At 70.9% G+C, this 24,451-nt stretch carries 24 protein-coding genes; 18 read left to right on the forward strand and 6 right to left on the reverse strand.

What is annotated here, in order from left to right; all coding sequences use genetic code 11:
* Window positions 1-201: 201 nt before the first annotated feature.
* The 4 genes from AB0C01_RS16915 (at window position 202) to AB0C01_RS16930 (ending at window position 5,156) form a co-directional block, all read left to right on the forward strand.
* Window positions 202-1,428 (forward strand): histidine kinase, encoded by a 1,227-nt coding sequence (locus AB0C01_RS16915; RefSeq protein WP_357242722.1) that lies wholly within the window; start codon window positions 202-204, stop codon window positions 1,426-1,428.
* Complete coding sequence (locus tag AB0C01_RS16920; RefSeq protein WP_357242725.1) at window positions 1,425-2,183, forward strand: LytTR family DNA-binding domain-containing protein; 759 nt, start codon at window positions 1,425-1,427, stop codon at window positions 2,181-2,183. The genes AB0C01_RS16915 and AB0C01_RS16920 overlap by 4 nt, the downstream gene beginning before the upstream one ends.
* Before the next feature lie 78 nt (window positions 2,184-2,261).
* The gene (locus AB0C01_RS16925) at window positions 2,262-2,918 is read left to right on the forward strand and encodes a DUF5701 family protein (RefSeq protein WP_357242728.1); all 657 of its coding nucleotides are present in this window, start codon (window positions 2,262-2,264) and stop codon (window positions 2,916-2,918) included.
* A 165-nt stretch (window positions 2,919-3,083) separates the two neighbouring features.
* Window positions 3,084-5,156 carry a carboxypeptidase-like regulatory domain-containing protein gene (locus AB0C01_RS16930; RefSeq protein WP_357242730.1) on the forward strand — a complete coding sequence of 691 codons (2,073 nt, stop codon included), beginning with the start codon at window positions 3,084-3,086 and terminating at the stop codon, window positions 5,154-5,156.
* A gap of 55 nt (window positions 5,157-5,211) precedes the next feature.
* Here AB0C01_RS16930 and AB0C01_RS16935 read toward each other — a convergent pair whose 3' ends face one another.
* The gene (locus AB0C01_RS16935; RefSeq protein ID WP_357242733.1) at window positions 5,212-5,763 is read right to left on the reverse strand and encodes a Uma2 family endonuclease; all 552 of its coding nucleotides are present in this window, start codon (window positions 5,761-5,763) and stop codon (window positions 5,212-5,214) included.
* Between the two features lie 183 nt (window positions 5,764-5,946).
* On the opposite strand from AB0C01_RS16935, the gene AB0C01_RS16940 reads away from it, so the two are divergent.
* Window positions 5,947-6,624, forward strand: coding sequence for a response regulator transcription factor (locus AB0C01_RS16940; RefSeq protein ID WP_357242736.1), 678 nt, complete (start codon window positions 5,947-5,949; stop codon window positions 6,622-6,624).
* 68 nt (window positions 6,625-6,692) lie between these two features.
* Complete coding sequence (locus tag AB0C01_RS16945; RefSeq protein WP_357244030.1) at window positions 6,693-7,694, forward strand: HAMP domain-containing sensor histidine kinase; 1,002 nt, start codon at window positions 6,693-6,695, stop codon at window positions 7,692-7,694.
* Between the two features lie 91 nt (window positions 7,695-7,785).
* Here AB0C01_RS16945 and AB0C01_RS16950 read toward each other — a convergent pair whose 3' ends face one another.
* Complete coding sequence (locus AB0C01_RS16950; RefSeq protein ID WP_357242740.1) at window positions 7,786-8,328, reverse strand: hypothetical protein; 543 nt, start codon at window positions 8,326-8,328, stop codon at window positions 7,786-7,788.
* A gap of 52 nt (window positions 8,329-8,380) precedes the next feature.
* Here AB0C01_RS16950 and AB0C01_RS16955 point away from each other — a divergent pair, with 52 nt between their 5' ends.
* Genes AB0C01_RS16955 through AB0C01_RS16965 form a run of 3 tightly spaced genes read left to right on the forward strand, consistent with a single transcriptional unit; the run spans window position 8,381 to window position 11,712 of the window.
* Entirely contained in the window at window positions 8,381-9,613 is a 1,233-nt protein-coding gene (locus AB0C01_RS16955; protein WP_357571564.1) for a DUF4173 domain-containing protein, read from the forward strand.
* A gap of 44 nt (window positions 9,614-9,657) precedes the next feature.
* Window positions 9,658-10,071: a hypothetical protein gene (locus AB0C01_RS16960; protein WP_357242746.1), complete on the forward strand. Its 414-nt coding sequence runs from the start codon at window positions 9,658-9,660 to the stop codon at window positions 10,069-10,071.
* Window positions 10,072-11,712, forward strand: a complete 1,641-nt coding sequence (locus tag AB0C01_RS16965) for a cation acetate symporter (RefSeq protein WP_357571565.1) — start codon at window positions 10,072-10,074, stop codon at window positions 11,710-11,712.
* 25 nt (window positions 11,713-11,737) lie between these two features.
* On the opposite strand, the gene AB0C01_RS16970 is transcribed toward AB0C01_RS16965, so the two are convergent.
* A complete protein-coding gene (locus AB0C01_RS16970; RefSeq protein WP_357242752.1) occupies window positions 11,738-12,091 on the reverse strand; it encodes a hypothetical protein in 354 nt (117 codons plus the stop codon).
* Window positions 12,088-12,549, reverse strand: coding sequence for a hypothetical protein (locus AB0C01_RS16975; RefSeq protein WP_357571737.1), 462 nt, complete (start codon window positions 12,547-12,549; stop codon window positions 12,088-12,090). Before AB0C01_RS16975 ends, AB0C01_RS16970 begins: the two co-directional genes overlap by 4 nt.
* A 121-nt stretch (window positions 12,550-12,670) precedes the next feature.
* On the opposite strand from AB0C01_RS16975, the gene AB0C01_RS16980 reads away from it, so the two are divergent.
* Together AB0C01_RS16980 and AB0C01_RS16985 are read left to right on the forward strand one after the other, a co-directional pair.
* Complete coding sequence (locus AB0C01_RS16980) at window positions 12,671-13,435, forward strand: ABC transporter ATP-binding protein (RefSeq protein ID WP_357242754.1); 765 nt, start codon at window positions 12,671-12,673, stop codon at window positions 13,433-13,435.
* Window positions 13,420-15,123, forward strand: coding sequence for an ABC transporter permease (locus AB0C01_RS16985; RefSeq protein WP_357571566.1), 1,704 nt, complete (start codon window positions 13,420-13,422; stop codon window positions 15,121-15,123). The genes AB0C01_RS16980 and AB0C01_RS16985 overlap by 16 nt, the downstream gene beginning before the upstream one ends.
* Here the strand turns inward: AB0C01_RS16985 and AB0C01_RS16990 are convergent.
* Both AB0C01_RS16990 and AB0C01_RS16995 read right to left on the reverse strand, forming a co-directional pair.
* On the reverse strand, window positions 15,120-15,326 hold the full coding sequence (locus tag AB0C01_RS16990; protein ID WP_357242760.1) for a DUF397 domain-containing protein: 207 nt from the start codon (window positions 15,324-15,326) through the stop codon (window positions 15,120-15,122). The genes AB0C01_RS16985 and AB0C01_RS16990 overlap by 4 nt on opposite strands.
* Entirely contained in the window at window positions 15,323-16,108 is a 786-nt protein-coding gene (locus AB0C01_RS16995) for a helix-turn-helix transcriptional regulator (protein WP_357242763.1), read from the reverse strand. Before AB0C01_RS16995 ends, AB0C01_RS16990 begins: the two co-directional genes overlap by 4 nt.
* 418 nt (window positions 16,109-16,526) lie before the next feature.
* On the opposite strand from AB0C01_RS16995, the gene AB0C01_RS17000 reads away from it, so the two are divergent.
* From AB0C01_RS17000 to AB0C01_RS17030, 7 genes are all read left to right on the forward strand, one after another.
* Window positions 16,527-17,279, forward strand: coding sequence for a flavin reductase family protein (locus AB0C01_RS17000; protein WP_357571738.1), 753 nt, complete (start codon window positions 16,527-16,529; stop codon window positions 17,277-17,279).
* A gap of 174 nt (window positions 17,280-17,453) precedes the next feature.
* Complete coding sequence (locus tag AB0C01_RS17005) at window positions 17,454-17,819, forward strand: DUF485 domain-containing protein (protein WP_088950720.1); 366 nt, start codon at window positions 17,454-17,456, stop codon at window positions 17,817-17,819.
* Entirely contained in the window at window positions 17,797-19,488 is a 1,692-nt protein-coding gene (locus AB0C01_RS17010; protein ID WP_357242765.1) for a cation acetate symporter, read from the forward strand. The genes AB0C01_RS17005 and AB0C01_RS17010 overlap by 23 nt, the downstream gene beginning before the upstream one ends.
* Window positions 19,489-19,572: 84 nt before the next feature.
* The gene (locus AB0C01_RS17015) at window positions 19,573-20,550 is read left to right on the forward strand and encodes an NAD-dependent epimerase/dehydratase family protein (protein ID WP_357242768.1); all 978 of its coding nucleotides are present in this window, start codon (window positions 19,573-19,575) and stop codon (window positions 20,548-20,550) included.
* Between the two features lie 75 nt (window positions 20,551-20,625).
* A complete protein-coding gene (locus tag AB0C01_RS17020; RefSeq protein WP_357571567.1) occupies window positions 20,626-21,852 on the forward strand; it encodes an LCP family protein in 1,227 nt (408 codons plus the stop codon).
* 326 nt (window positions 21,853-22,178) lie between these two features.
* A complete protein-coding gene (locus tag AB0C01_RS17025; protein WP_357242774.1) occupies window positions 22,179-23,297 on the forward strand; it encodes an LCP family protein in 1,119 nt (372 codons plus the stop codon).
* A gap of 182 nt (window positions 23,298-23,479) precedes the next feature.
* A complete protein-coding gene (locus AB0C01_RS17030) occupies window positions 23,480-24,442 on the forward strand; it encodes an LCP family protein (RefSeq protein WP_357571568.1) in 963 nt (320 codons plus the stop codon).
* Window positions 24,443-24,451 lie beyond the last annotated feature (9 nt).

Below are 24,451 nucleotides of genomic sequence, written 5' to 3' on the forward strand. Positions count from 1 at the left end.
ATCCCGTTGAGGACCCGCCGGTCATCGACCCGAGGCCGACCACCGGTCACCACCGACGGCAGATACCGCGATAGCGCATCCCACTCGACGTCAGATAACTCGTAGCGACGACCCACGCCCTACATCATCCGACACCATGATCCTTTGAAGACACTGCCTAGGGGTCTTGGCGCACCGGCTCCCAGGGGCAAGGATCACTGCGTGGGCGCCAACCTCTCCGCCGTGGTCGGCGTCGTGTCACTCGTCACCGCGTTGACCGCCGCCCTGCTGGCGGTGCTGCGGCTGCGGGCCCGCCGGGGCATCGCCACCGCCACCCAACGAGCCACCTACGAGGTCCTGCACACCGCCGGTCTCGCCGCCGAGCCGCTGCGTGCGGGGCTGAGCGCGGCGGGCGCGGCGAAGGCCGTACGCCATCTGCGTGCCCTGGTGGGCGCGGTCGGGCTGGCCCTCACCGACGTCGACCGGCTGCTGGCCCTCGACGGGCGGGGCACACACCACGGCGACCAACTGCTCGCGGCGGCCCGGCGGACGGTGGACACCGGGCGGTCGGCGGTGCTCGGCGAGCAGGAGCTGCACTGCGACCGGGTCGACTGCCCGATCCGGGGGGCGGTGGTCGCGCCGTTACAGGGGGCGGACGGCCGGGTGGTCGGCGCGTTGGTGGCCATCGCCGACAGCCCGCCCGCCCCCGGGTTGGTGCAGGCCACCCTGGAGACGGCGCACTGGGCCGGCAACCAGCTCGCCCTGGCCGAGCTGGACTCGTCGCGGGAGCGGCTGGCCCGCGCCGAGATCCGCGCGTTGCGGGCGCAGATCAGCCCGCACTTCATCTACAACGCGCTGACGGCCATCGGTTCGTTCGTCCGCACCGACCCGGAGCGGGCCCGGGAGCTGATCCTGGAGTTCGCGGAGTTCACCAGGTACTCGTTCCGGGCGCACGGGGAGTTCACCACCCTCGCCGAGGAGCTGCGGTCGATCGACCGGTACCTGACCATCGAGCGGGCTCGATTCGGCGACCGGTTGCAGGTGCGGTTGCAGATCGCCCCGGAGGTGCTGCCGGTGACGCTGCCGTTCCTCTGCCTCCAGCCGCTGGTGGAGAACGCGGTTCGCCACGGGTTGTCCCGCAAGCCGGGCACGGGCATGGTGAGCATCGAGGCCCGGGACGCGGGCGCCGAATGCCACATCACGGTGGAGGACGACGGAGTGGGAATGGACCCGTCCACGCTGACCGCCGGCATCGCCGAGCTGGCCCGGGGCACCGGCGACCCGGGCGACGACCCGGGTCAGCACGTCGGCCTCTCGAACGTCGACGAGCGGCTGCGCTCGGTCTTCGGGGACCGGTTCGGCCTGGTGGTGGAGACCGGGCTGGGCTCGGGCACGAAGGTGAGCATGCGGATCCCGAAGTTCCACCCCGGCGTACGGGCAGGCTCGTGACTACTGGCTTTCTCCGGGTCCTGGCGGTGGACGACGAGCCACCCGCGCTCGACGAGTTGGCGTACCACCTGCGGGCCGATCCCCGGGTGGCCCGGCTGCACACGGCCGGGGATGCCACCGAGGCACTGCGGCTGCTGCGCGACGGCGACGTGGACGTGGTCTTCCTGGACATCCGGATGCCCGGCCTGGACGGGATGGAGTTGGCCCGGGTGCTGCGCCGCTTCGCCCGGCCACCGGCGATCGTGTTCGTCACCGCGTACGACGACGGCGCGGTGGACGCCTTCGACCTTGGTGCCACGGACTACGTGCGCAAACCGGTGCGCGCCGATCGGCTGGCCGAGTCGCTGCGGCGGGTGATCGGGTCGCGGGTGGTGCCGTCGCATCCGGCGGCGCTGGCCCGCACCGAGGAGGACCCGACAATTCCCATCGAGTTGGCCGGCACCACCCGGATGCTGCCCCGCTCGGCGGTGCGGTGGGTGGAGGCGCAGGGCGACTACGCCCGGCTGCACACGGCGGACGGGTCGCACCTGGTGCGGGTGTCGCTGGCCACGTTGGCGGAGCGGTGGGCCGATGCCGGCTTCGTCCGGGTGCACCGGTCGTACCTGGTGCAGCTGAAGCTGATCGCGGAGCTGCGGCTGGTCAACTCCGGTTATGTCGTGGTGATCGACGCCACCGAGCTGCCGGTGAGCCGGCGGCACACCCGGGAGTTGAAGGACAAGCTGGTCCGGGCGGCGAAGCAGGACTGGGGCCGCTGACCCCGGCTCTCCTCGTTGCGGCGGGAATAAGCGCGCCTCTCCGTACGTCGTACGGTACGTTGCTTACGACGAACGGAGATGCCCGTGTTCGACGCTGCCACCGAATTCGACCGCCAGGTCGACCACCTGGTGCACCTTGGCTACCCCGATCTGGCGGGGCAGTCCGAGAACGCCTTCCGCGACCTGGTCGCACCGCTACGGGCCAGGGCGATCGACGGCACCGCCGACCTGTCCGCCCCCACCGACGCCCGGGTGCCGTTCCTGCTGGTCATCACCCGGGACCTGATCGGGGTGCCGGAACGAGTCAGCCGCACCACCCTGGCCGGCAAGCGCAAGCCCGGCGTCGTCGACCGCAACTACGCCGACGACGACCTGCCGCGCTTCGATCCGATCAAGGAACTGGAGACGCCGGCCGGGCCGGCCTACCTGCTCTTCGACGTCGACCGGGGCGAGGAGTTCCGCAACCTGCCCCCGATCACCGCCATGGAGGGGATCACCGCCCAGGGCCGGCTGCCGCTCACCATCGACGAGGGTCTCGCCTTCGTCACACTGCACCCGGCCGCGCTGGCGAGCAACAGGTGCTTCTCGCTGATCGGATCCCGCTGCGGCGACAAGCGGGTGCCGGCGATCTGGATCAGCCAGGGGGCACCGAAGCTGGGTTGGTGCTGGTACGGCAACCCGCACACCTGGCTCGGCTCCGCCTCGGCCCGCCCGGAGCGCGTCGGCCTGGAGTGACAGTCCGCTGAGGAGGGATGACCGGTCGCGCGGATCCGCCCGACCGGCCCTGCCGGCGGATATCGCCGTTGGCCTATTCTTCTGCTACCGATTCCGGTACGGGGCGCAGGGTCGGGGTGGGCGAAGCCTGCGCGGGCGCCCCACCACCCTTACCTGGGGACGCCGATGCAACTATTCTCACCCCGCCGCGCCCTACTGGCCACCGCCGTCGTGGCCGCACTCGTACTGCCCGGGGCCACCCCGGCTCAGGCCGCGGCCACCGGCGCGGTCAGCGGACGACTGACCACCAGCACCGGCACCGCCGCCGCCGAGGTCCAGGTGCTGGTCTACGACCCCGACAGTTACTCCTACGTCGACCACACCAGCACCGACGCCGACGGCAACTTCACCCTCGCCGGGCTGCCCGCGGGCCCGTACCTGGTGGGCTACTTCCCGCTCGAGCAGCCTGGGCAGTACTACCGTCAGCACGCGACGATCTGGAACGCCGACCCGGTGACCGTCACCGCCGGTGGCACCGCCAGGGCCGACGACCAACTCTTCGCCATCGGCACCTTCACCGGTCAGATCGTCAACACCGCGGGCGACCCGATGCCGAACCTGTCCGTCAACGCCCGCGAGGTCGACACGGGTGCCGTGACCGGGGGCCAGACCGACGACCAGGGTCGATACACCTTCGCCACCCAGCCGGGCCGCTACGTCCTGAGCCTCCAGCCGATCGCGGGCGTCGACCAGGTGCAGTACGTGCCCGGGAAGCTCGATCGGGAGAGCGCCACCATCTTCGAGGTGAAGGCCGACGAGGCGACAGTGGTCAACGAGACCGCGCTGCCGGCGGGCACCCTCAGCGGCCGGTTCACCACCGCCGCCGGTGCCCCGCTCGCCGACGCGCAGGTCTCCATCGACACCGGCACCGGATCCAGCGGGGCGTACACGCAGACCGACGCGAACGGTGAGTTCTCCGTACAACTACTGCCGGCCTCCTACATCGTCAGCCTGTACGCCGGTGATCGCCAGCAGTACTACCGCGGCAAGTTGACCTCCGAGGACGCCGACCGCGTCGAGGTACGCGGCGGGCAGCAGACGAGGATCACGGACAGCCTGCTCGGCACCGGTTCGGTCACCGTGAGCGCGGTCGACTCGGTCAGCGGAGCGCCCATCGCCGACTTCTGCGCCCAGTCGGTCTGCAGCAACGGCACCGGCACGGTGACCGTCACCGGCCTGCCGCAGGGCAGCCACACCCTCTACCTGGACGTGGCAGACCGGCTCCACTTCAACCGCGAGGTGACCGGGGTACGGGTGAAGGCCAACCGCGACACCAAGCTGACCGTGAAGATGCGCCCCGGCGCGCTCATCAGCACCACCGTCCTCGACCGGCAGACCGGCCGGCCCGTGCCGGACGTCTGCCTGGACACCTTCCTACCGAAGCAGGCGAAGCTCGGGGACAGTTACGGCTACTGCAGCGACCAGACCGGCAAGATCACGGTGGGACCGTTCGCCGCCGGCAGCTACAAGCTCTTCGCGGTGCCGCGGGACAGCAACTACGGCCGCCAGTGGGTCGGCGTCAACGGCGGCAGCGGCGACGAGCGGGAGGCAGCCGTCGTCACCGCGACCGTCGGCCAGATCGCCACCGGGCCGCAGATCAGGCTGGACCGGGCCGGCACGGTCACCGGCACGGTCACCGATTCGGCCGGCAAGCCGGTGCGGGATGCCAACGTGTCGGTGCTGACCGCCCACCCCGGGGTCGGCGCGCAGGACGCCATCACCGACGAGCACGGCGTCTACACCCTCGAACGGCTCGGCCCGTACGCCTGGCCGGTGGTGGTCGGCGCCAACCCGTACGCGAGCGTGTGGTCCGGCGACAAGCCGAGCCGGTTCACCGCCACTCCGGTGCCGGTGACCGCCGGGGCGGCCGCCACCCACAACGTCCAACTCGACCAGGGCGTCCAACTGACCGGCACCTTCCGTACGCCCGACGGCACCCCCTTCACCAGTGGGTTCGTCATCGCCCGCAACGTCGACACCGGTGACATCGCGGGCAACACCTGGATGACCGACGGTCAGTTCACCATTCGCGTCAAGGGGCCCCAGCGGGTCTTCTTCACCTACAACGTGACGCTCGGTGAGAAGCAGTTCGAGGGTCGCTACCTGGCGACCCAGCCGGACGGCACCCGCAAGCTGGCACGGTTCACCGTCCCGGCCAGCGGCAGCATGTCCGTGGATCTGGTCGTCCCGACCAGCTGACGGTTCGACGAAGCGGGGCCGGTGGCACCACGCCACCGGCCCCGTTTCGCGTCGGTCAGAAGATGTCGGCCAGCGGCAGGGCGAGGGGGAACGGCTGCTCGGTGCGGTAGACCTCGTCGACCGGGAGAACGGCCTGCTCGCGGTAACCACCCGCGCCGTTCGCCAGCACGGTCAGAGTCTGCTTACGGGGCTCGACCAGCCAGTAGAGGGGAATGCCGACGGCCGCGTACTCGTGACGTTTGAGCACCAGGTCTCGGCCCGCGTTGCTCGGTGAGATCACCTCGACGACGAGGAGCACGTCGGCCGGGTCGAGCGCGGCACCGCCGCTGTCCAGTGCGCTCTCACCGGCGACGAAGAGATCCGGCACGAAGTACGACGAGCGCTTGGCACTGACACCGATGTCCTGACCGACGAGCACACCGGCCGGGGCCTGCCGGTCGAGGATCCGGCGGAGGCGGTTGGCGACGGCGCCGTGGAAGACGTCCGCATGGGGGGACACGAGCAGACTCCCGTCGAAGATCTCATAGACCTGGTCGTCCTCGGGGAGGCTCTGGAGGTCGTCCACCGTCCAGGCGTCGCCCCAGCCGGGCCGGGCAGGGTTCGTCACCGTCACACCTCCTCTCTACCGGACCACCCTGACAGCTCATCCGGTTGTCCACAACGAGCCTCGGGAGTTCACCCACGCCAGCCGGCCCGAGGGCGGAGTTATCCACAGGCGTGAACGGTTCTCCACAGGTTGTTCACAACGCACCCCACTGATCTCCACGGCGGCTCCCTACAGTCGTCACCCATGAGGGAACGCCGGATACTGGTCGTCGAGGACGAACGAACCATCGCCGACTCCATCGCCGCCCGTCTGCGGGCCGAGGGTTTCGCGGTGCAGGTCGCGGGGGACGGACCCAGCGCCGTCGAGCGGTTCCGCACCGGCCAACCGGATCTCGTCGTCCTCGACGTGATGCTGCCCGGCTTCGACGGCCTGGAGGTGTGCCGCCGGATCCAGGCCGACCGGCCGGTGCCGGTGCTGATGCTCACGGCCCGGGACGACGAGACCGACCTGCTGGTCGGGCTCGCGGTCGGGGCGGACGACTACCTCACCAAGCCCTTCTCGATGCGTGAGCTGGCCGCCCGGGTGCACGTCCTGCTGCGGCGGGTGGAGCGGGCCGCGGCACCGACGCCGCCCGCGATCCACCTCGGCGACATCGAGATCAACGAGGCCGAGCGGCGGGTCCGCCGGAACGGCGCCGACGTGCACCTCACCCCCACGGAGTTCGACCTCCTCCTCCACCTCGCCGGGCGACCACGCACGGTGCTCCCCCGGGAACGGCTGCTCGCCGACGTGTGGGGATGGGCCGACGGGAGTGGCACCCGCACGGTGGACAGCCACATCAAGGCGCTGCGCCGCAAGCTCGGCGCCGACCTGATCCGGACCGTGCACGGCGTCGGGTACGCCCTGGAGGTGCCCGCGTGACCGGTCGGCTGCTGGACTGGCTGGAACGGGTGTTACCGCGTCCACTGGACCCGGTCCGCTCGATCAAGATGAAGCTCGGCGTGCTGCTGGTCGCCGCCTGGGCGGTGGCCATCGGTTACTTCTGGTACGGCATCGGTTGGCTCCCGCCCGGCACGGCGGTCACCAGCATCTGCATCGCCCTTGTCACCTCGCAGGTGCTCGCCCACGGGATGACCTCGCCGCTGCGCGAGATGACTGCGGCCGCCGGCGCGATGGCCCGTGGCGACTACACCCGGCGGGTACGCGCCACCTCCCGCGACGAGGTCGGCGAGCTGGCTCAGGCGTTCAACAAGATGGCCGAGGATCTGCACGCCGCGGACCAGCGCCGACGTGAGTTGATCGCCAACGTCTCGCACGAGCTGCGGACGCCGATCACGGCGTTGCAGGGCGTGCTGGAGAACATGGTGGACGGGGTGGCCGACCCCGAACCGGCGGCGCTGCGCTCGGCGCTGTCCCAGACCGAACGGCTCGGGCACCTCGTCGCCGACCTGCTCGACCTTTCCCGCCTCGACGCCGGTGTCGTGCCGCTGCGCCGGGTCCGCATCGACGTGGGAGATTTCCTCGACGAGGCGGTCGAGCACGCCACCGCCAGCGCGTCCGGAGCGGCGCTCGACGTGCGCTTCCAGCTCCGCGAGCTGCCGGCGCCGCTGACCGTCCACGCCGACCCGTGGCGGCTGCACCAGGTCTTCGCGAACCTGCTCGACAACGCGGCCCGGCACAGCCCACCCGGGGGCACGGTGCGGCTGAGCGCCGAGGAACACGCCGACCAGCTCCGCTTCGAGGTCAGCGACGAAGGCCAGGGCATCTCACCCGGCGAACGGTCCCGGGTCTTCGAACGGTTCACCCGCGGCGATCGGTCCGCCGGCGGCGGGACCGGGCTCGGCCTGGCCATCGCCCGCTGGGTCGTCGAACTGCACGGTGGTCGGATCGCCGTCCTCGACCCCGTCAAACCGCACCGGGTCGATCGGCCCGGCTGCCGCATCCAGGTCACCATCCCGAGCGACGGGCCACATCGGAAAGAGGTCGCATGACCAGCCCTGGCACCACCCCGGTTCCGGCCACCGGACCGCAGGTCCTCCCGCCACCGGTCCGACCGGGTCCGGCCGCCGCACCGGCCGCCGGTCAGCCCCAACCGTGGCCGGGTGCGCCGCCCGTACCCAGGCCACCGTCGGCGATCGTGCGGCGCTGGCCGGGGCCGTCCGGCTCCGTCCGTCCGCTGGTCCTGGCGGCGTTGACGGCGGCGGCGGTCGTCGGCGCGGCCACGCTCACGATGGTTCGTCCCGGCCTCGGCTGGCTGGTGGCCACGCTGGCCGGCACCGCCGCCCTGGTCACCGCCGCGGTCGTGCGCCCCAGGCCGTCGCCCCCGGCGGTGGGCGGCACCGCGCCGGCCGCGCCCAGCGCCGCAGCGGCCGGACCGACGACGCCTACCGCCGCCACGCCGGCACCGACCACCACCGGGCCGGCACGGCCAACTGGGAGCACGCCACCGCCGACCACCATGCCGGCGACCGCCACCACGCCGGCCGGACGCACGCCGCCGAGCACCACGCCAACGGCCACCGCGACCACGCCGACCAGGAGCACGCCGCCGAGCACCACGCCGGCCGCGACCGCGACCACGCCGGCACGGCCGACTGCGGGGACGGCCACCCGTCCCGGTGCCACGGGGGCACCGGGGCGGGCGGCACAGATCGCCTGGGCCGTCGCGACGATCGCGTTGGTCGCCGTCGGCACGGTCCGCGCGGCCGGCTGGCTCTTCGCGCTCTGCCTGGTCGCGGCCGCGGCAACCGGGACGTTCGCGGTGACCGGCGGGCGAAGCCCGCTCGGGATGCTGGTCGCCGCGACGCTGCCGCCGGCCGCGACCGTACGTGCCCTCCCCTGGGCGGTACGCGGACTGCACGACACCCGCCCGGCCGGGGCGGGGATCGGGCTCGGGCGCGTCCTGAAGAGCGTGGCGATCTCCGCCGGTCTGTTGCTGCTGTTCGGCCTGCTCTTCTCCTCCGCCGACGCGGTCTTCGCCGACCTGGTCACGGGTCTCCTGCCCGACATCTCGCTGGACGGTGTCGTCGGCTGGCTGCTGCGTCTGGCGCTGATCGGCGGTGGCCTGCTCGGTGCCGCGTACCTGGTCAGTCGCCCACCCGACCTGGAAGGTCTGCGGCCGGGGCCGGCCCGACCGGCCCACCGGCTGGAGTGGACCCTGCCGTTGGTGTTGCTCGACACGCTGTTCGCCGCGTTCGTGCTGGTCCAGCTCACGGTGTTCTTCGGCGGCGCGGGGCACGTGCTGCGGACGGCTGGGCTCACCTACGCCCAGTACGCCCGGGGCGGCTTCTGGCAGTTGCTCACCGTCACCGCACTCACCCTGCTGGTCATCGCGATCGCCGCCCGCCGGGCACCGAAGGCCACCCGGGCCGATCGACTGCTGGTCCGCGTACTGCTCGGCACGCTCGCCGCACTCAGCCTGGTGGTGGTCGCCTCGGCGCTCTACCGGATGCAGGTCTACACCGACGCGTACGGCGCCACCCGCCTGCGGCTCTTCGTGACGACAGTCGAACTCTGGCTCGGGGTGCTCTTCGTCCTGGTCGGGGTGGCGGTGGTGCGGCTGCGGGCGGCCTGGCTGCCCCGGTTGGTGGTCGGCACGGCGGTGCTGGCGCTGCTCGGGTTGGCCATGGTCAACCCGGACCGGTTGATCGCCGAACGGAACGTCGACAGGTACCTGGAGACCGGCCGGTTGGACGTCAGCTACCTGTCCGGGCTGTCGGCGGACGCCGTACCGGCCCTTACCCGGTTGCCCGAGCCGATGCGCGCGTGTGCGCTGGGGCAGATCGCCGCCGAGCTGCCTCGGGACGGGCTCTGGGCGACGAACCTCGGCCGGGAGAGGGCGCGCCGGGACCTTGCCACGATCCCGACGACCACCGGGGTGACGGACTGCCTCGTCGCGCGAGGCTGGTGAGCGCCACCGCTTGACAATCGCGCGCGGCGGGCAAGACTGCCGGGGTGGCCAAGCAACTCCCTGACGTGGGGTCGGGCAGTGCGGTACCGCCGCCCCGGCGGGCCCGGATCGTGCTGGCCGAGATCAGCCGGCAGGACACCCGTGCCGAGCGGACCCGCGCCGAACTGGCCCAGCAGACCCAGGTCGGCGAGGCGCTGGTCCGCGGGCTGGTCCGGGCGCAACTGGCGCTGGCGCTGCGGCTCTCGCTGGTGGTGGCCATCGGGTTGGGTGGGCTGCCCCTGCTGTTCGCCATCGCGCCCTCGCTGGGCCGGACCACCGTGGCCGACGTCAACCTGCCGTGGCTGCTGCTCGGGGTGGCCTCGTTCCCGTTCCTGATCGGGGTGGGCTGGGCGTACGTGCGGTTGGCCGAGCGCAACGAGCAGGACTTCACCGATCTGGTGCAGCGGCCGGAGCGCTGAGTGGGCAACGACTTCGTGGTCCCGGCCATCGTCGCGGTCACCCTGGTCACCGTCGGGATCGGCTTCTACGGGCTGCGGTTGGCCCGGACCACGTCGGACTTCCTGGTGGCGTCCCGGGCGATCAGCCCGACGTGGAACGCCGCCGCCATCGGCGGGGAGTACCTGTCGGCGGCGAGCTTCCTCGGCATCGCGGGTCTGGTCCTCAAGTACGGCGTGGACGTGCTCTGGTATCCGGTCGGTTTCGCCGCCGGCTACCTGGCCCTGCTGCTCTTCGTGGCGGCGCCGCTGCGCCGCTCCGGCGCGTTCACCCTGCCCGACTTCTGCGAGCTGCGGCTGGGGTCCCGTCGGCTGCGCATCCTGGCCACCGCGTTCGTGATCTTCATTGGTTGGCTGTACCTGGTGCCGCAACTCCAGGGCGCGGGGCTGACCCTGGCCACCGTCGCCGGCTCCCCGTACCCGGTCGGTGCCCTGCTGGTGGCCGCTGTGGTCACCGCCAACGTGGCGCTGGGCGGGATGCGGGCCATCACCTTCGTGCAGGCGTTCCAGTACTGGCTCAAGTTGACCGCGCTCGCCGTACCGGTGATCTTCCTGGCGTTGCAGTGGCAGGCCGACGGCCGTCCGGCGGTGACGCCGCCGGACGGGCCGACGTTCCGGACCGCGACCACCGTCGTGGTCGAGCACCGCGCGACCCTCACCCTGCCCGACGGTGACATCCGCGAGGTACGCCCCGGCGACGAGCTGACCTTCGCGGCCGGCGACCCGGTGCCGGACGTGTCCGGGGTGGCCACCGCCGCCAGCGACTGGCTGCTGCCCAGCGCCGCGGGCAACGACGACCGGGGACTGTTCGCCACGTACTCGCTGATCCTGGCCACGTTCCTGGGCACCATGGGCCTGCCGCACGTACTGGTCCGCTTCTACACCAACCCGGACGGCGCGGCGGCCCGCCGGACCACGCTTGTCGTGCTGGCCCTGGTCGGCGTCTTCTACCTGCTGCCCACCCTGTACGGGGTGCTCGGCCGGATCTACACGCCGCAGTTGCTGGTCAGCGGCCAGACCGACGCGGTGGTGGTGTTGCTGCCCGGTGCGGCCCTCGGCGACGGGGCAACCGGGCGAATGCTCGCCGCGCTGGTCTCGGCGGGCGCGTTCGCGGCCTTCCTCTCCACCTCGTCCGGGCTGCTGACGAGCGTCGCCGGGGTGATCTCGACGGACGTGCTCGGCCGGGGTTCGGTGCGCGGCTTCCGGTTGGCGACGGTGATCGCCGGAGCGGTGCCGACGCTGCTGGCGCTGCACGTGTCCGGACTGGACGTGTCACAGGTGGTCGGGCTGGCCTTCGCGGTCGCCGCGTCGAGCTTCTGCCCGCTGCTGGTGCTCGGCATCTGGTGGCGTGGGCTCACCGACGTGGGCGCCGCCGCCGGCGTGGTGGCGGGCGGTGGTGCGGCGATCGGGGCGGTGCTGGTCACCGTGCTCGGGCCGCCGCTGTCCGGCTGGCCGGGCACGCTCACCACCCAGCCGGCCGCCTGGACGGTGCCGCTGGCCTTCACCGTGATGGTCGTGGTGTCGATGGCCACCCGGCGGCGGGCACCGGCCGACGTCGCGGCCACCATGCTCCGCCTGCACACCCCCGAAACCGTCCGCCTCTAGGTGCCTGCGGCTGAGCCAATCCTGGTCAGTCGGTCGCCCTCGGGTGGCCCGTGCCGGCGTGCTTCACCCAGCAGGTGCGGGTGTCGTGGTCGGGGAGGTACCAGATGCGACCGCCTGCGGTGACTTCGTACTGCCACTGCGGCAGCGTCTTGCCGTTGTGGGCGGCGGTGGCGAGAGTGCCCTTGAGGGGGTGCTGCCGGCTCGTCGGTGGGGAGGGGCAGGGGTCGGATTCGATGGCGTCGAACGCAGCCCGAGTGTTGGCTGCGGCCTGGCGGCACAGGTCCTCCCAACCCTTGGCCGCATCGTTCGTGGCGAATCGCAGGAGGTAGCCGCCAGGACGGGGTGGCGGCGCAGCCCGGTCGCCACGCTTGGCGCTCACTCGCCGGTCGGGCGCGCTACCGGCCCGAAGTCGTCAGAGCTCGGCGCGGCCAGGATCCGGTGCAGCTCGGGATCGGCGTGGATCTCGGCGGTGTGCCGCCACTCGGTGAGCAGCTGCGACACCGCCGCGGTGTTGCCCACCGCGGCAGCCGCCTCCGCCGTAGCGACGAACTCGCTGGCCATCTGCTCGACGTCTTCCGGCGGCAGAAACCGCACCCACGGCAGCACGGTCGGCAGCGCCTCACGCACCAGGGTCGGGTCCCGGTGTACGACACTGGCCAGCAGCCGGGCCGTCAGGTCCACCACCTCGCCCTCGGCCGCCGCCCGGTCGGCAGACATCAGCACCAGATCAGGCGCATCGCGGCGGCGCAGCCGCACGGCGCGAGCACGAGAGAGCCGCTCCGCCGTCTCGACCGGCTGGCGTAGCAACTCCGAGAACGGTACGGACTCCGATGGCATGGACACGACATCAACACTACTTCAGAAGTTGGCGATTTACGGTGACATCCACCTGCAGGATGGTCGCTTATCCGCCTGCCGCTGGACGGCGAGACTGGCGATCGACGGATAACGTCAGCGCATGACTGTTGCGCACCCCGCGCTCGCACTGCGTGGCCTGGCCAAACGCTTCGACGGCACGATCGCGGTGGCCGGCGTCGACCTGGACGTCCCCGCCGGCTCCTTCTACGGCCTGCTCGGCCCGAACGGCGCCGGCAAGACCACCACCCTGTCGATGGCGGTCGGGCTGTTACGACCGGACGCCGGCTCGGCCTGGGTGCTCGGACACGACGTCTGGCAGGACCCGGTGACCGCCAAGCGGCTGCTCGGCGTGATGCCCGACGGGGTTCGCCTGTTCGACCGGCTGACCGGGGCGGAGCTGCTGGCGTACAACGGGTTGTTGCGGGGGATGGACCCGGCGGTGGTCGACCAGCGGGCCGCGGAGTTGCTTGACGTGTTGGCGCTCGGCGATGCCGGCCGCACCCTCGTGGTGGACTACTCGGCGGGCATGAAGAAGAAGATCGGCCTGGCCTGCGCGCTGCTGCACGGCCCTCGGGTGTTGGTGCTGGACGAGCCGTTCGAGGCGGTCGACCCGGTCTCCGCCGCGCTGATCCGGGACATCCTCACCCGTTACGCGAGCGGTGGCGGCACGGTGATCTTCTCCAGTCACGTGATGGAGGTCGTCGAGCGGCTCTGCTCGCACGTGGCCATCCTGGCCGGCGGCACCATCAAGCGGGTCGGCACACTTTCCGAGGTGCGCGGGGACCGCTCGTTGGAGCAGGTCTTCGTCGAGGTGGTCGGCGGTCGCACCGCGACCGGTGAGGAGCTGTCGTGGCTCTCCCAGTGAGCGCCGCCGCCGAGCCGTCCGCGCCGGTGCGGCAGGTCTCGGCCCGGCACTTCGCGCGGCTCAAGCTGCGGGTGATGGGCAACAGTTTCCGGGGCCAGGGCTGGCGGATCGCCCTGTTCATCGGTGGTGCGGTGGTCGGGCTCTGGTTCGCCGTCAGCGGCTTCTTCCTCTTCGCCGCGCCCGGCCTGGCCGGCGACGGCACGTACGCGGTGCTCATCGCGGCGGCGGGCGGCGGGCTGCTGGTGCTCGGTTGGCTCCTCCTACCGCTTGTCTTCTTCGGGGTGGACGAAACCCTGGACCCGGCCCGGTTCGCGCTGCTGCCACTGCCCCGCCGGACGTTGGTGACCGGCCTGTTCGTCGCGGCCCTGATCAGCGTGCCGGTGCTGGCGGTGCTGATCGCGTCGTTCGGGCTGGTGCTCACCGCCCTGTCCCTGGGCGGTTGGTCGGCCGGTTTGGTCGCCGTCGTCGGCGCACTCGGCGGGCTACTGCTCTGCGTGGCCGCCAGTCGGGCGGTGACCAGCGCATTCGCCAGCATGTTGCGGTCCCGTCGGGTCCGCGACCTGGCGGCCGTGCTGCTGGCGGTGACCGCCGCGCTGCTCGGGCCGTTGCAGGTGTTCGGTCTCGCGGCGCTGCGCGAGGCGGACTGGGACCGGCTGAACGGGGTGGCGACGGTCATCGGCTGGACGCCGCTCGGGGCGCCGTGGACCGCAGGCATCGACGTGGCCCAGGGCCGGGTCTGGGCCGCACCGGTCAAGTTGCTGATCACGGGGGTGGCGATCGCTGCCCTGCTGCTCTGGTGGTCCCGTTCGCTGGAGTCGGCGATGGTGGGTGCGGTGAGCGCCGGCAAGGCGCCGGCGCGTCGCGCTGTCACCGGCGGCGCGGTCGAGCAACTGTTCCCCACGTTCGCCGGCTGGGCGCGGCGCGACCGGTTCGGTGCGCTGGTCGCCAGGGAGGCCCGCTACTGGTGGCGGGACGCCCGCCGCCGGGCCAACCTGATCACGATCGCGGTGGTCGGCATCTTCGTACCCGTGTTGATCAACGTGACGGGCGGGGACTTCGCGGGCGAGAGCGACGCGGGGTTGACCTCGGCTGCCGCCGACAGTTCACCGGTCGTGGTCACCATCTCCATGCTCCTAGTGGGCGTGCTCGCCTCGGTCACCCTGGCCAACCAGTTCGGCTTCGACGGCAGCGCGTACGCGGCGAACGTGGTGGCCGGCGTGCCCGGCCGGGTGGAGCTGCGCGCCCGCATGGTGGCCTTCTCGCTGTACGTGCTGCCGCTGCTGGGGTTCGTCGCGGTGGTGCTGTCGGCACTGCTCCGCCGACCGGAGTGGATCGGGCTCACCATCGGCGGCCTGGTCGCCACCTACGGTGCCGGGCTGGCGGTGAACAGTCTGATCTCGGTGCTGGGGGCGTACTCGCTGCCGGAGACGAGCAACCCGTTCGCGATGAACAGCGGTGCCGGCGTGGCGAAGGGGCTGCTCACCCTGGTGGCCATGCTCGCCTCGGTGGTCGCGGCGGTGCCGATGGTGGCCGCTGCGGCACTGCTCGGCGACGCGTGGCTCTGGCTGGCACTGCCGGTGGGGGCGGCGTACGGGTTGGGGGCGGCGCTGCTGGGCGCGTACCTGGCCGGCGACGTGCTGGACCGGCGTCAGCCGGAGCTGCTGGCCACGGTCACGCCGCGCCGTTAGCCGACGCGCCGGCCGGAGGCCTGGGAGGTGTCGGCGACGAAGCCCCGCCAGGCGGCCGGCGCGAAGGTGAGGGTCGGCCCGGAGCGATCCTTGCTGTCCCGAACCAACACGACACCGGGCAGATTGTCCGCCACCTCGACACACGCACCGCCGGTGTCGCCGGATCTGGTGGAGGTCCGCCAAAGCGGTTGAGCAACGGTCATGGCGTCACCTTCAGCTTCCGGATCAGATCCAGCGAGGCACTAGTGGACAGTGCTTCGCCGAGCAGACTATCCCATTTCCGACCAACCAGACGAACGACTTCCGGGTCGTCAATGACGTGTCCACGAGCAACGTCCTCGACATAGGTGACCCGTTCGCCATCCGGCAGTTCAGCGAGCAGGAAGCCGCCGGTCAGGCCGACGTGCGCCCCGATCTCGAGCGGCACCACGTGCAACCTGACGCTCGGCAGGACGGCGAGTTCCAGCAGCCGGCCGAGCTGGACGTCCAGCACCGCCGGCCCTCCCACCGGGCGCCGCAGGGCGGTCTCGTCCAGGACAAATACGCACTGCGGAGGCTCAGCGCGCTGCCAGACCTGCTGCCGATCCAATCGGACTGCTACCAGCTCGTTCACCACGTTGACCGGGTTCAGGCCGCCTGCGGAGATCACCGCTCGGGCATAGTCCTCGGTTTGCAGCAAACCGGGAATCAGGCACGGCTCGAATTCGCACAGCCGGATCGCCTCCTCCTCGTGGTGCCGCCACGGGACGAACCAGCTCGGCAGCCTCTGCCGATCGGCCGCCGTCAGCAGTTCGGCGAGGAGGCCGCCGGTGGCCAGGGCCTCGTCGGCGGCGACCGCGAACTCCATGGTCGGCCGACGCCGGCTGGTCTCGATGGCGGCCACCGTGGAGGGACTCCACTTGATCAGGGTCGCCAGTGCCTCCTGGGACACGTCGGCACCGGCCCGGGCGGCCTTCAACGCCCGTACCCACATCTCGATGTTCATCCTTACCTCTCCGGTAAGTACGTGATCGCGCTGTGTAGTAAGCCCTGGCATCCTCCCTTGTCCGCACCTCTCCGTCCAGGGTGGAAGGCACGCGGCCCGGCCGGTGGAGGCGACGTCCCGGCGTCCGGTCCTGCGTTCGGGCCGCCCCGGTCACCCCCCCGATCGGGGCGGCCCTCGTCGACCGGGAGGAGATTCGCCATGTCCGGGTTCATCCGAAGTGCGAAGCCGGCGGGCGCGCCCGCTCAGCCGTCCGTGCCGGACGCTCGTCGCCAAGATCTGCGCAACATCAGGGTTGTTGGTGTCTCCCGCGGGTCGGAGGCAGCAACATCGGCGAAGTTGCTCGGATCTTGGCGAGGGCTCGACGCCGGCGGGCCGTGCCGGAGCGGGGAGCGCTGAGGTGAGCCGGCGGCACCTGCCGATGCGCCCGCTCTGGCGGTGTCGCGGCTGCGGCGCGCTCTGGCCGTGCCAGCCGGCGCGGCTGACGCTGCTCGCCGAGTACCGGCACGACCGCGTGGCGCTGCTGATCTACCTGGGTGCCCTGATGACGGAGGCGGGTGATCAACTAGCCCAGCTCGGTGGCCGACCCAGCGACCTGCACGAGCGCTTCGTGGCCTGGGCGCGCGGTCGGGGCGGCACAATGTTTCACGTGAATCAAGAACCGGGTGCCGAGATCCACTCCACCGACCCGTTCGCGGTGCCGAGCGGGCAGCGGTCGCCGGTCCGCCGACTGCGCGGCCGCCTCGCCGCACCGGTGACGCTCTGGACGGCGCCCGGCCCGGCCGGACTGACGGTGTCGTCCACGCTTGTCGCCGAGGGGGAGCCGGACCGGCTGCTCGGGCTGATCGACGCGGAGTCCGACCTCTGGGCGGCGGCGGAGGAGGCGGGGCGGTTCGCGGTCACGCCGCTCGGCCCGCCGCACCGGCAGCTCGCGGACCGGTTCGCCGGCCTCTTCCCCGCTCCGGGCGGGCTGTTCGCCAGCGGTGCGTGGATCGACACGCCGTACGGGCCGGTGCCGGGGGACGCCGGCGGCTGGGCCGGATGCCGGCTGGACAACGCCCGGGAGTACGGCTGGGGCCTGCTGGTGGAGGCCACCATCGAGACGGTCGAGCTGACCGGGGAGGCGTCTCCGCTGCTGCACTACCGCGGTCGGTATCACGAGCTGCCGGCCTGAACGGACGCTCAACCCGACCGACCGGTCACCGTGGTGATCTGAGTCACTTGGCGCACGCAATCAACCGCTCGGCGCACTCGTCTACCGGCGTCGATCTCAGCCTTCCCTGTCGGGGAGCGCGCTCTTTACGGTGCGCGAAACTCCTCTGACGCCTGTGAAGGTGGTGATCCACAGATGTCCACGGACACACCCGCTCCGGCCGCTTCCCAGTCGGACAAGTACCTGGCCGTACAACGGTCGGACGAGTTCGCCGGGCTGCGGCGTGCGCTGCGCGGCTTCGTCTTCCCGATGACCGTCGCTTTCTTCCTGTGGTATGCGCTCTACGTCATTCTCTCCGCGTACGCCCGGGACTTCATGGGCACGAAGCTGTTCGGCAGCAACATCAACGTCGCGCTGGTCTTCGGCCTGCTCCAGTTCGTCTCCACGTTCCTGATCGCCTGGCTCTACTCCCGGTACGCGGACCGGAAGATCGACCCCATCGCGGACCGGATCCGCGCCGAGATCGGGGAGGTGACCCGTGAAGACGGTTCACGCGGTTGAGACGTTCCTCGCGGCCGAGGCGGGCAACCACACCGCCCGCAACCTGACCATCACGCTCTTCCTGGTCTTCGTCGCGGTGACCCTGGGCATCACCATCTGGGCCAGCCGGCAGACCAAGACGGCGACCGACTTCTACGCCGGCGGCCGGTCCTTCTCCGGCTTCCAGAACGGCATGGCGATCGGCGGCGACTACATGTCGGCCGCCTCGTTCCTCGGCATCGCCGGCATCATCGCGCTCTACGGCTACGACGGCTTCCTCTACTCGATCGGCTTCCTGGTCGCCTGGCTGGTGGCCCTGCTGCTGGTCGCGGAGCTGCTGCGGAACTCGGGCCGGTACACGATGGCGGACGTGCTGGCCTTCCGGATGCGTCAGCGTCCGGTGCGGACGGCGGCGGCGGTCTCCACCATCACGGTGTCGATCTTCTACCTGCTCGCGCAGATGGTGGGCGCCGGCGCGCTTGTCGCGTTGCTGCTCGGCATCAAGCCGGGGACGACCTTCCTCGGCATGGACGCGTCCACTGCGAAGATCGCCACCATCATCATGGTCGGTGCGCTGATGATCATCTACGTCACCGTGGGCGGCATGAAGGGCACCACCTACGTGCAGATCGTCAAGGCGTTCCTGCTCATGGGCGGCGCGCTGTTGATGACCATCCTGGTGCTGGCGAAGTTCAACTTCAACCTGTCGGCACTGCTGGGCCAGGCGGCCGAGGCATCCGGCAAGGGCGGCGCGTTCCTCGAACCCGGGTTGCGGTACGGCGTCGAGGTCGCCGGCAACTCGACACAGACCTTCTACAACAAGGTGGATCTGCTGTCCCTGGGTATCGCCCTGGTGCTCGGCACCGCCGGTCTGCCGCACATCCTGATCCGCTTCTACACGGTGCCGACCGCGAAGGCGGCCCGCAAGAGCGTGCTCTGGGCGATCGGCATCATCGGCACCTTCTACCTGCTCACCCTCGCCCTCGGCTTCGGTGCGGCGGCGCTGGTGGGCAGCCAGGCGATCACGGCGCAGGACAAGGCGGGCAACACCGCCGCGCCGCAGTTGGCCGAAGCGCTCGGCATCGACTTCTTCGGTGGCGAACTGGGAGGTGCGGCCCTGCTGGCGATCATCGCGGCGGTCGCCTTCGCCACCATTCTCGCGGTGGTCGCCGGGTTGACGCTGGCCTCGTCGTCCAGCCTGGCGCACGACTTCTACGCGAACGTGCTGAAGAAGGGTGAGACGTCGGAGCGGCAGGAGGTCCGGGTCGCCCGGATCTCCGCCCTGGTGATCGGCGCGATCTCCATCCTCCTGTCGATCTACGCGCAGAACCTCAACGTGGCGTTCCTGGTGGCGTTGGCCTTCGCGGTCGCCGCCTCGGGCAACCTGCCGGCGATCCTCTACAGCCTCTTCTGGCGGCGGTTCAACACCTCCGGCGCGGTGTGGGCGATCTACGGCGGTCTGCTCTCGGCAGTCCTGCTGGTGTTCTTCTCACCGGTGGTCTCCGGCGCGGCGACCTCGATGTTCCCGGATCACGACTGGCAGTGGTTCCCACTGTCCAACCCGGGCATCCTCTCCATCCCGTTCGGTTTCCTGTGCGGGTGGATCGGCACGGTCATCTCCAAGGAGCACGACGAGGACAAGTACGCGGAGCTGGAGGTGCGCGCCCTCACCGGCGCAGGCGCCCACTGATCCACGCACCGAGAGGTCCCCTGTTGACGCCACGCGTCGGCAGGGGGCCTCTCGCCGTAATCGGGGGTCGGTAGGCTGACCAGCATGAAGGTTGCTGAGCGCTTCGGTTCCGGTCATCGCGTTCTCGTCACCGGCGGTGCCGGTTTCGTCCCATCGCACCTGGTGGATGCCCTCATCGCCCGTGGGTGCACGGTGGTGGCGCTGGACAACTTCGTGACCGGCTCCAAGGAGAACGTCGCTCACCTGCTGGACCGGCCGGCCTTCACGCTCGTCGAGGCGGACATCTCCGAGGGTCTGCCGACCCACCACCCGGCGCTGGCCGAGCGGTTCGACGCGATCCTGCACATGGCCTCGCCGGCCAGCCCCACCGACTTCGCCCTGCTGCCGGTGGAGATCCTCCGCGTCGGCTCGGTGGGCACCCTGCACCTGCTGGAGCGCGCGGTCGCCGACGGCGCCCGGTTCCTGATGGCCTCCACCTCCGAGGCGTACGGGGACCCGAAGGAGCACCCGCAGCGCGAGACCTACTGGGGCAACGTCAACCCGATCGGCGTCCGCAGCGTCTACGACGAGGCGAAGCGCTTCTCCGAGGCCGCGACGATGGCGTACCACCGCTACCGCGGGCTCGACGGGGCCATCGTCCGGATCTTCAACACGTACGGCCCCCGGATGCGCCCGGACGACGGCCGCGCCATCCCCACCTTCATCTCCCAGGCGCTGCGCGGCGAGCCGATCACCGTGCACGGCACCGGCAACCAGACCCGGTCCATCTGCTTCGTCGAGGACCTGGTGCGGGGCATCCTGCTGCTGCTCGACTCGACCGAGACCGGCCCGGTCAACTGCGGCACCGAGCACGAGATGTCCATGCGGCAACTCGCCGAGTTGATCGTGTCACTCTCCGACAGCACTTCGTCGGTGACCTACGTCACGCGCAGCTCGGACGACCCGGAGATGCGTCGGCCCGATCTCACGCTCGCCCGCGAACTGCTCGGCTACGAGCCGACGGTGGCGCCCGAAGATGGCCTGCGACGCACGATCGCGTACTTCCGGGAGCGGCTGGGATAACCAGATCGTCGACGCCACCTGTCTCTGAGTGTCGGCTGAAGGCGGCGGTGGCTTGCGCTACGTACCCTGAGTGACATGTCTGCGACCTCGTCAGCCGGCGTCCCGCACCCGCACCTGCACCGCAGCGCCGGGCGCGCGTCGGTCCCCGGCCCCGACCGGGGCGCCTCCGGGCGCGCCCGTCCGACCGAGGCGCGCTTCTACCCGCCGTACGACGAGGAGCAGCCCAAGCCCGGCGGCCCGGTGGGGCCACGGGGACCCGGCGGGCCGGGCGGCCCCGGCAGTTCGGGGCGGCGTGGGCCGCGCCCCCGGTGGGGTCGGATCGCCCTCGTGTCCGGGGTCGCGGTGCTGGTGCTGGCGCTGCTCGGCAGCGTGGGCGCCTGGCTGTACGCCCGCAACCTCGACAACGACCTGGCCCGCACCGACCCGTTCGCGGAGATCACCGGCGGCCGTCCGGCCAAGACGGTGGATGGCGCGCTGAACATCCTGCTGGTCGGCAGCGACTCACGGGACCCGGACGCGCCGGTCGACAGCAAGAGCCAGTGGCGCGCCGACACGGTCATCGTGATGCACATCCCGGCCGACCACCAGGAGGCGTACCTGGTCTCCATCCCGCGTGACCTCTACGTGCCGATTCCGGAGAGCGCCGGTGCGGCCTGCGACTCCGGGCAGCGCGCGAAGATCAACGCCGCGTTCGCGTTCGGCGGGCTGCCGCTGGCGGTTCGCACCGTGGAGTGCTTCACCGACGTCCGGATCGACCACGTGATGGCGATCGACTTCGGCGGGTTCAAGGAGGTCACCGACGCCCTGGGCGGGGTGGACCTGAAGGTGGAGCGGACCATCACCTCGATCCACAAGCCGTACCGGACGTTCACCAAGGGCACCAACCACATGGACGGCGCGGAGGCGCTGGACTGGATCCGCCAGCGCAAGCAGTTCCCGGACGGGGACTTCGCCCGGATGCGGCACCAGCAGGAGTTCCTCCGCGCGCTGATGGACAAGGCGGCGAGCACCGGCACGCTGGCGAACCCGGGGAAGCTCAACAACTTCCTCAAGTCGGTGACCGCGGCCGTAACCGTCGACCAGGATTTCTCGGTTACTGATATGGCGTTGCAGTTCCGCAACCTGCGCGGCCAGAACCTCACCTTCGTGACCAGCCCGAACTCTGGCAGCGACACGATCAACGGCGAGTCGGTGGTGGTCTCGGACCGGGAGAAGGCGCTCGCGATGTACCGGGCCATGACCGCGGACACCATGGCGGACTGGGTCAAGGCCAACCCGCCGAAGGGCAAGGACGGCGGCTGACCGCACCCGGTCGGCCGGTGGTACGCCGGGTCGACGGTCACCCGCCGATCGGGTCATCGAGGCGCGCCGATCGACCTGTTTAGTGTGAATCGGCGTCGGGATTGACCCAGGATGAACTCGCCAAGACGATTTGATGTACGTACAGTGGTGCCGCCCCCTCCTGATCACGAGCTGGAGCACGCATGCCGGTTCAGGCCAGTCGCCGCCCTCCTACCCCCGGGTCCGCCGCCCCCAGCGGCCGTGTCTCTGCGGCCATACCGGCGCAGACACTCCCCTCACGTGGTGGGCCGGGCGGTCGCCCGCCCGGCAGCGGCGACGGTGGCCGGGTGGGTGGCGGAGGGTCGGCGAGGAAGCGGACCAAGCGCAAGGACCCGCTGTGGGCCCGATTGACCGTGGTGTTCGGGGCGGTGCTGATGCTCAGCAGCGGCGTGGGCATCGTCGGCGGCAAGGTGCTGATCGGCCAGGCCACCGGCGACATCGCGCAACGCAACCTGCTCGGTGACGCGAGCAAGTCCGACGCCGAGGGCGGGGCCAGCCTCGACGGCCCGATCGACATGCTGCTGCTCGGTGTGGACGCCCGGGAGCGCTGGGCCGCCGACAACGTCCGCTCGGACAGCATCATCATCCTGCACATCCCGGCCACGCACGACCAGGCGTACCTGATCTCCATCCCGCGGGACACCGAGGCGCAGATTCCGGCGTTCCCGAAGAGTCGTTACGCCGGCGGCACCGAGAAGATCAATGCCGCGTTCGAGGCCGGCGCCCGCAACGGCGGCGGCTGGGAGGGCGGTGCCCAGTTGATGGCCCAGACGATCAAGGGTCTCACCGGCATCAGCTTCGACGGTGCGGCAATCATCAACTTCGGCGGCTTCAAGAACGTCATCGACACCCTCGGCACCGTGCGGATCTGCGTGAGTCACGAGGTCAAGTCGAAGCACATGTCGATCGTCGACGGTAAGCCGATGTGGAACGCCGACGCCAAGAAGACCGGCAAGCCCCGCACCGCAGTGGTGCACAAGAAGGGCTGCCAGCAGATGGAGGGCTGGGCGGCGCTGGACTACTCCCGGCAGCGCTACGGGTTGCCCGGTGGCGACTACGACCGGCAGCAGAACCAGCAGCAACTGATCAAGGCGATGGCGAAGAAGGCCACCGATGGCGGGATGTTGACCAACCCGACCAAGCTCCAGCAGCTGATCAAGGCGGCCGGCAAGGCGTTCGTGCTGGACACCGGTGGCGCGTCGATCGAGAACTTCATCTTCACCATGCGCGGGGTGACCGCGAACGAGCTGACCATGCTCAAGACCAACAACGGCACCTACAACGGCTCCGGCAACGGCACCGAGGCGTTGAACGACGTGACGAAGGAAATGTTCCGGGCGGTCAAGCAGGACAAGCTCGCCGAGTTCGTCTTCAACCACCCCGAGGTGATCTCCACCCGCAAGTGAGGACGCTGGCCCGAAGTCCCGGAAAGCCGGCGACCGCGCGGTCACCGCCCGTAGCCTGACGTGAGCAGGTTTCACGTATCGGCGCCGGGGAGGCGGTCACGTCCAGGTGGGGACGGAACGTGGCGGGCCGGGCCGGAGCGGCCCCGCCCAGCCGAGCACGCCGCGCCCGAGGGTCCCGGATCATGCTGGGCATCGGCCTGGCCCTCGTCCTGCTGGCCGGGCTCGCCGTGGTCGGGCTCAAGACGCTCACCGACCGGTACGACCGCACGGTGACCAAGGAACAGTTGCTCGACCCCGACGCCCGCACCGACCGCACCGACCTGGACGGGCCGCTCAACTATCTCCTGGTCGGCTCCGACCGCCGCCCCGGCGGCAGCGGACCGGACCAACGCTCCGACACCATCCTCATCGTGCACGTGCCGGCCGGCCAACGGGAGGCGTACCTGGTCTCCGTCCCGCGTGACCTGCTGGTCGCCATCCCGCCCGCGAACGGCTTCGGTGGTGGTCAAGACAAGATCAATGCGGCGTACGAGCACGGCGGTGGCGGGCAGGCCGGCGCCCAACTGCTCTCCGCCACCCTCAACCGGCTCACCGGAATCCGGTTCGACGGTGCCGCGCTCATCGACTTCTCCGGCTTCCGGAAGGTCATCGACCTCCTCGGCGGGGTGCAGATGTGCGTGGACACCGAGGTCCGGTCCATCCACACCAACCGCGTCTTCCCCGTGGGCTGCCAACAGATGGACGGAGCGCAGGCCCTGGACTACGTCCGGCAGCGCTACGACCTGCCCGGGGGCGACTACGACCGGCAGCACCACCAGCAGCAACTGCTCCGCGCGATGCTGGACAGCGCCGGCAGGGCCGATCTGCGGAGCAACCCGGTCAAGTTGGACCAGGTGCTCCGGGCGGTGGGCGGCTCGTTGACCGTCGACACGAACGGCGTACCCCTGGCGGACCTGCTCCTCGCGCTCCGCGCGCTGCCGCCCGACGGGATGCGCGGCGTCCAGGTGCCGTCGTCCCCACAAACCATCGACGAGGTCTCGTACGTGGTGCTGGACAACGGGGGCAACGGGCTGTTCGAGGCGGTTCGAGGCCGCCAGATGCCGTCCTGGGCACAGGCCAACCCGCGCTGGGTGACCCGGTTGTGACGGTGCCGA

Source organism: Micromonospora sp. NPDC048905 (assembly GCF_040649655.1).
Classification (GTDB): domain Bacteria; phylum Actinomycetota; class Actinomycetes; order Mycobacteriales; family Micromonosporaceae; genus Micromonospora.

Coding starts and splice junctions, on each gene's coding strand:
- AB0C01_RS16925 (WP_357242728.1), top strand. CDS start 2,262: ATGCCCGTGTTCGACGCTGCCACCGAATTCGACCGCCAGGTCGACCAC.
- AB0C01_RS16930 (WP_357242730.1), top strand. CDS start 3,084: ATGCAACTATTCTCACCCCGCCGCGCCCTACTGGCCACCGCCGTCGTG.
- AB0C01_RS16940 (WP_357242736.1), top strand. CDS start 5,947: ATGAGGGAACGCCGGATACTGGTCGTCGAGGACGAACGAACCATCGCC.
- AB0C01_RS16945 (WP_357244030.1), top strand. CDS start 6,693: ATGAAGCTCGGCGTGCTGCTGGTCGCCGCCTGGGCGGTGGCCATCGGT.
- AB0C01_RS16975 (WP_357571737.1), bottom strand. CDS start 12,549: ATGCCATCGGAGTCCGTACCGTTCTCGGAGTTGCTACGCCAGCCGGTC.
- AB0C01_RS16980 (WP_357242754.1), top strand. CDS start 12,671: ATGACTGTTGCGCACCCCGCGCTCGCACTGCGTGGCCTGGCCAAACGC.
- AB0C01_RS16990 (WP_357242760.1), bottom strand. CDS start 15,326: ATGACCGTTGCTCAACCGCTTTGGCGGACCTCCACCAGATCCGGCGAC.
- AB0C01_RS16995 (WP_357242763.1), bottom strand. CDS start 16,108: ATGAACATCGAGATGTGGGTACGGGCGTTGAAGGCCGCCCGGGCCGGT.
- AB0C01_RS17000 (WP_357571738.1), top strand. CDS start 16,527: ATGCGCCCGCTCTGGCGGTGTCGCGGCTGCGGCGCGCTCTGGCCGTGC.
- AB0C01_RS17005 (WP_088950720.1), top strand. CDS start 17,454: ATGTCCACGGACACACCCGCTCCGGCCGCTTCCCAGTCGGACAAGTAC.
- AB0C01_RS17015 (WP_357242768.1), top strand. CDS start 19,573: ATGAAGGTTGCTGAGCGCTTCGGTTCCGGTCATCGCGTTCTCGTCACC.
- AB0C01_RS17020 (WP_357571567.1), top strand. CDS start 20,626: ATGTCTGCGACCTCGTCAGCCGGCGTCCCGCACCCGCACCTGCACCGC.
- AB0C01_RS17030 (WP_357571568.1), top strand. CDS start 23,480: ATGCTGGGCATCGGCCTGGCCCTCGTCCTGCTGGCCGGGCTCGCCGTG.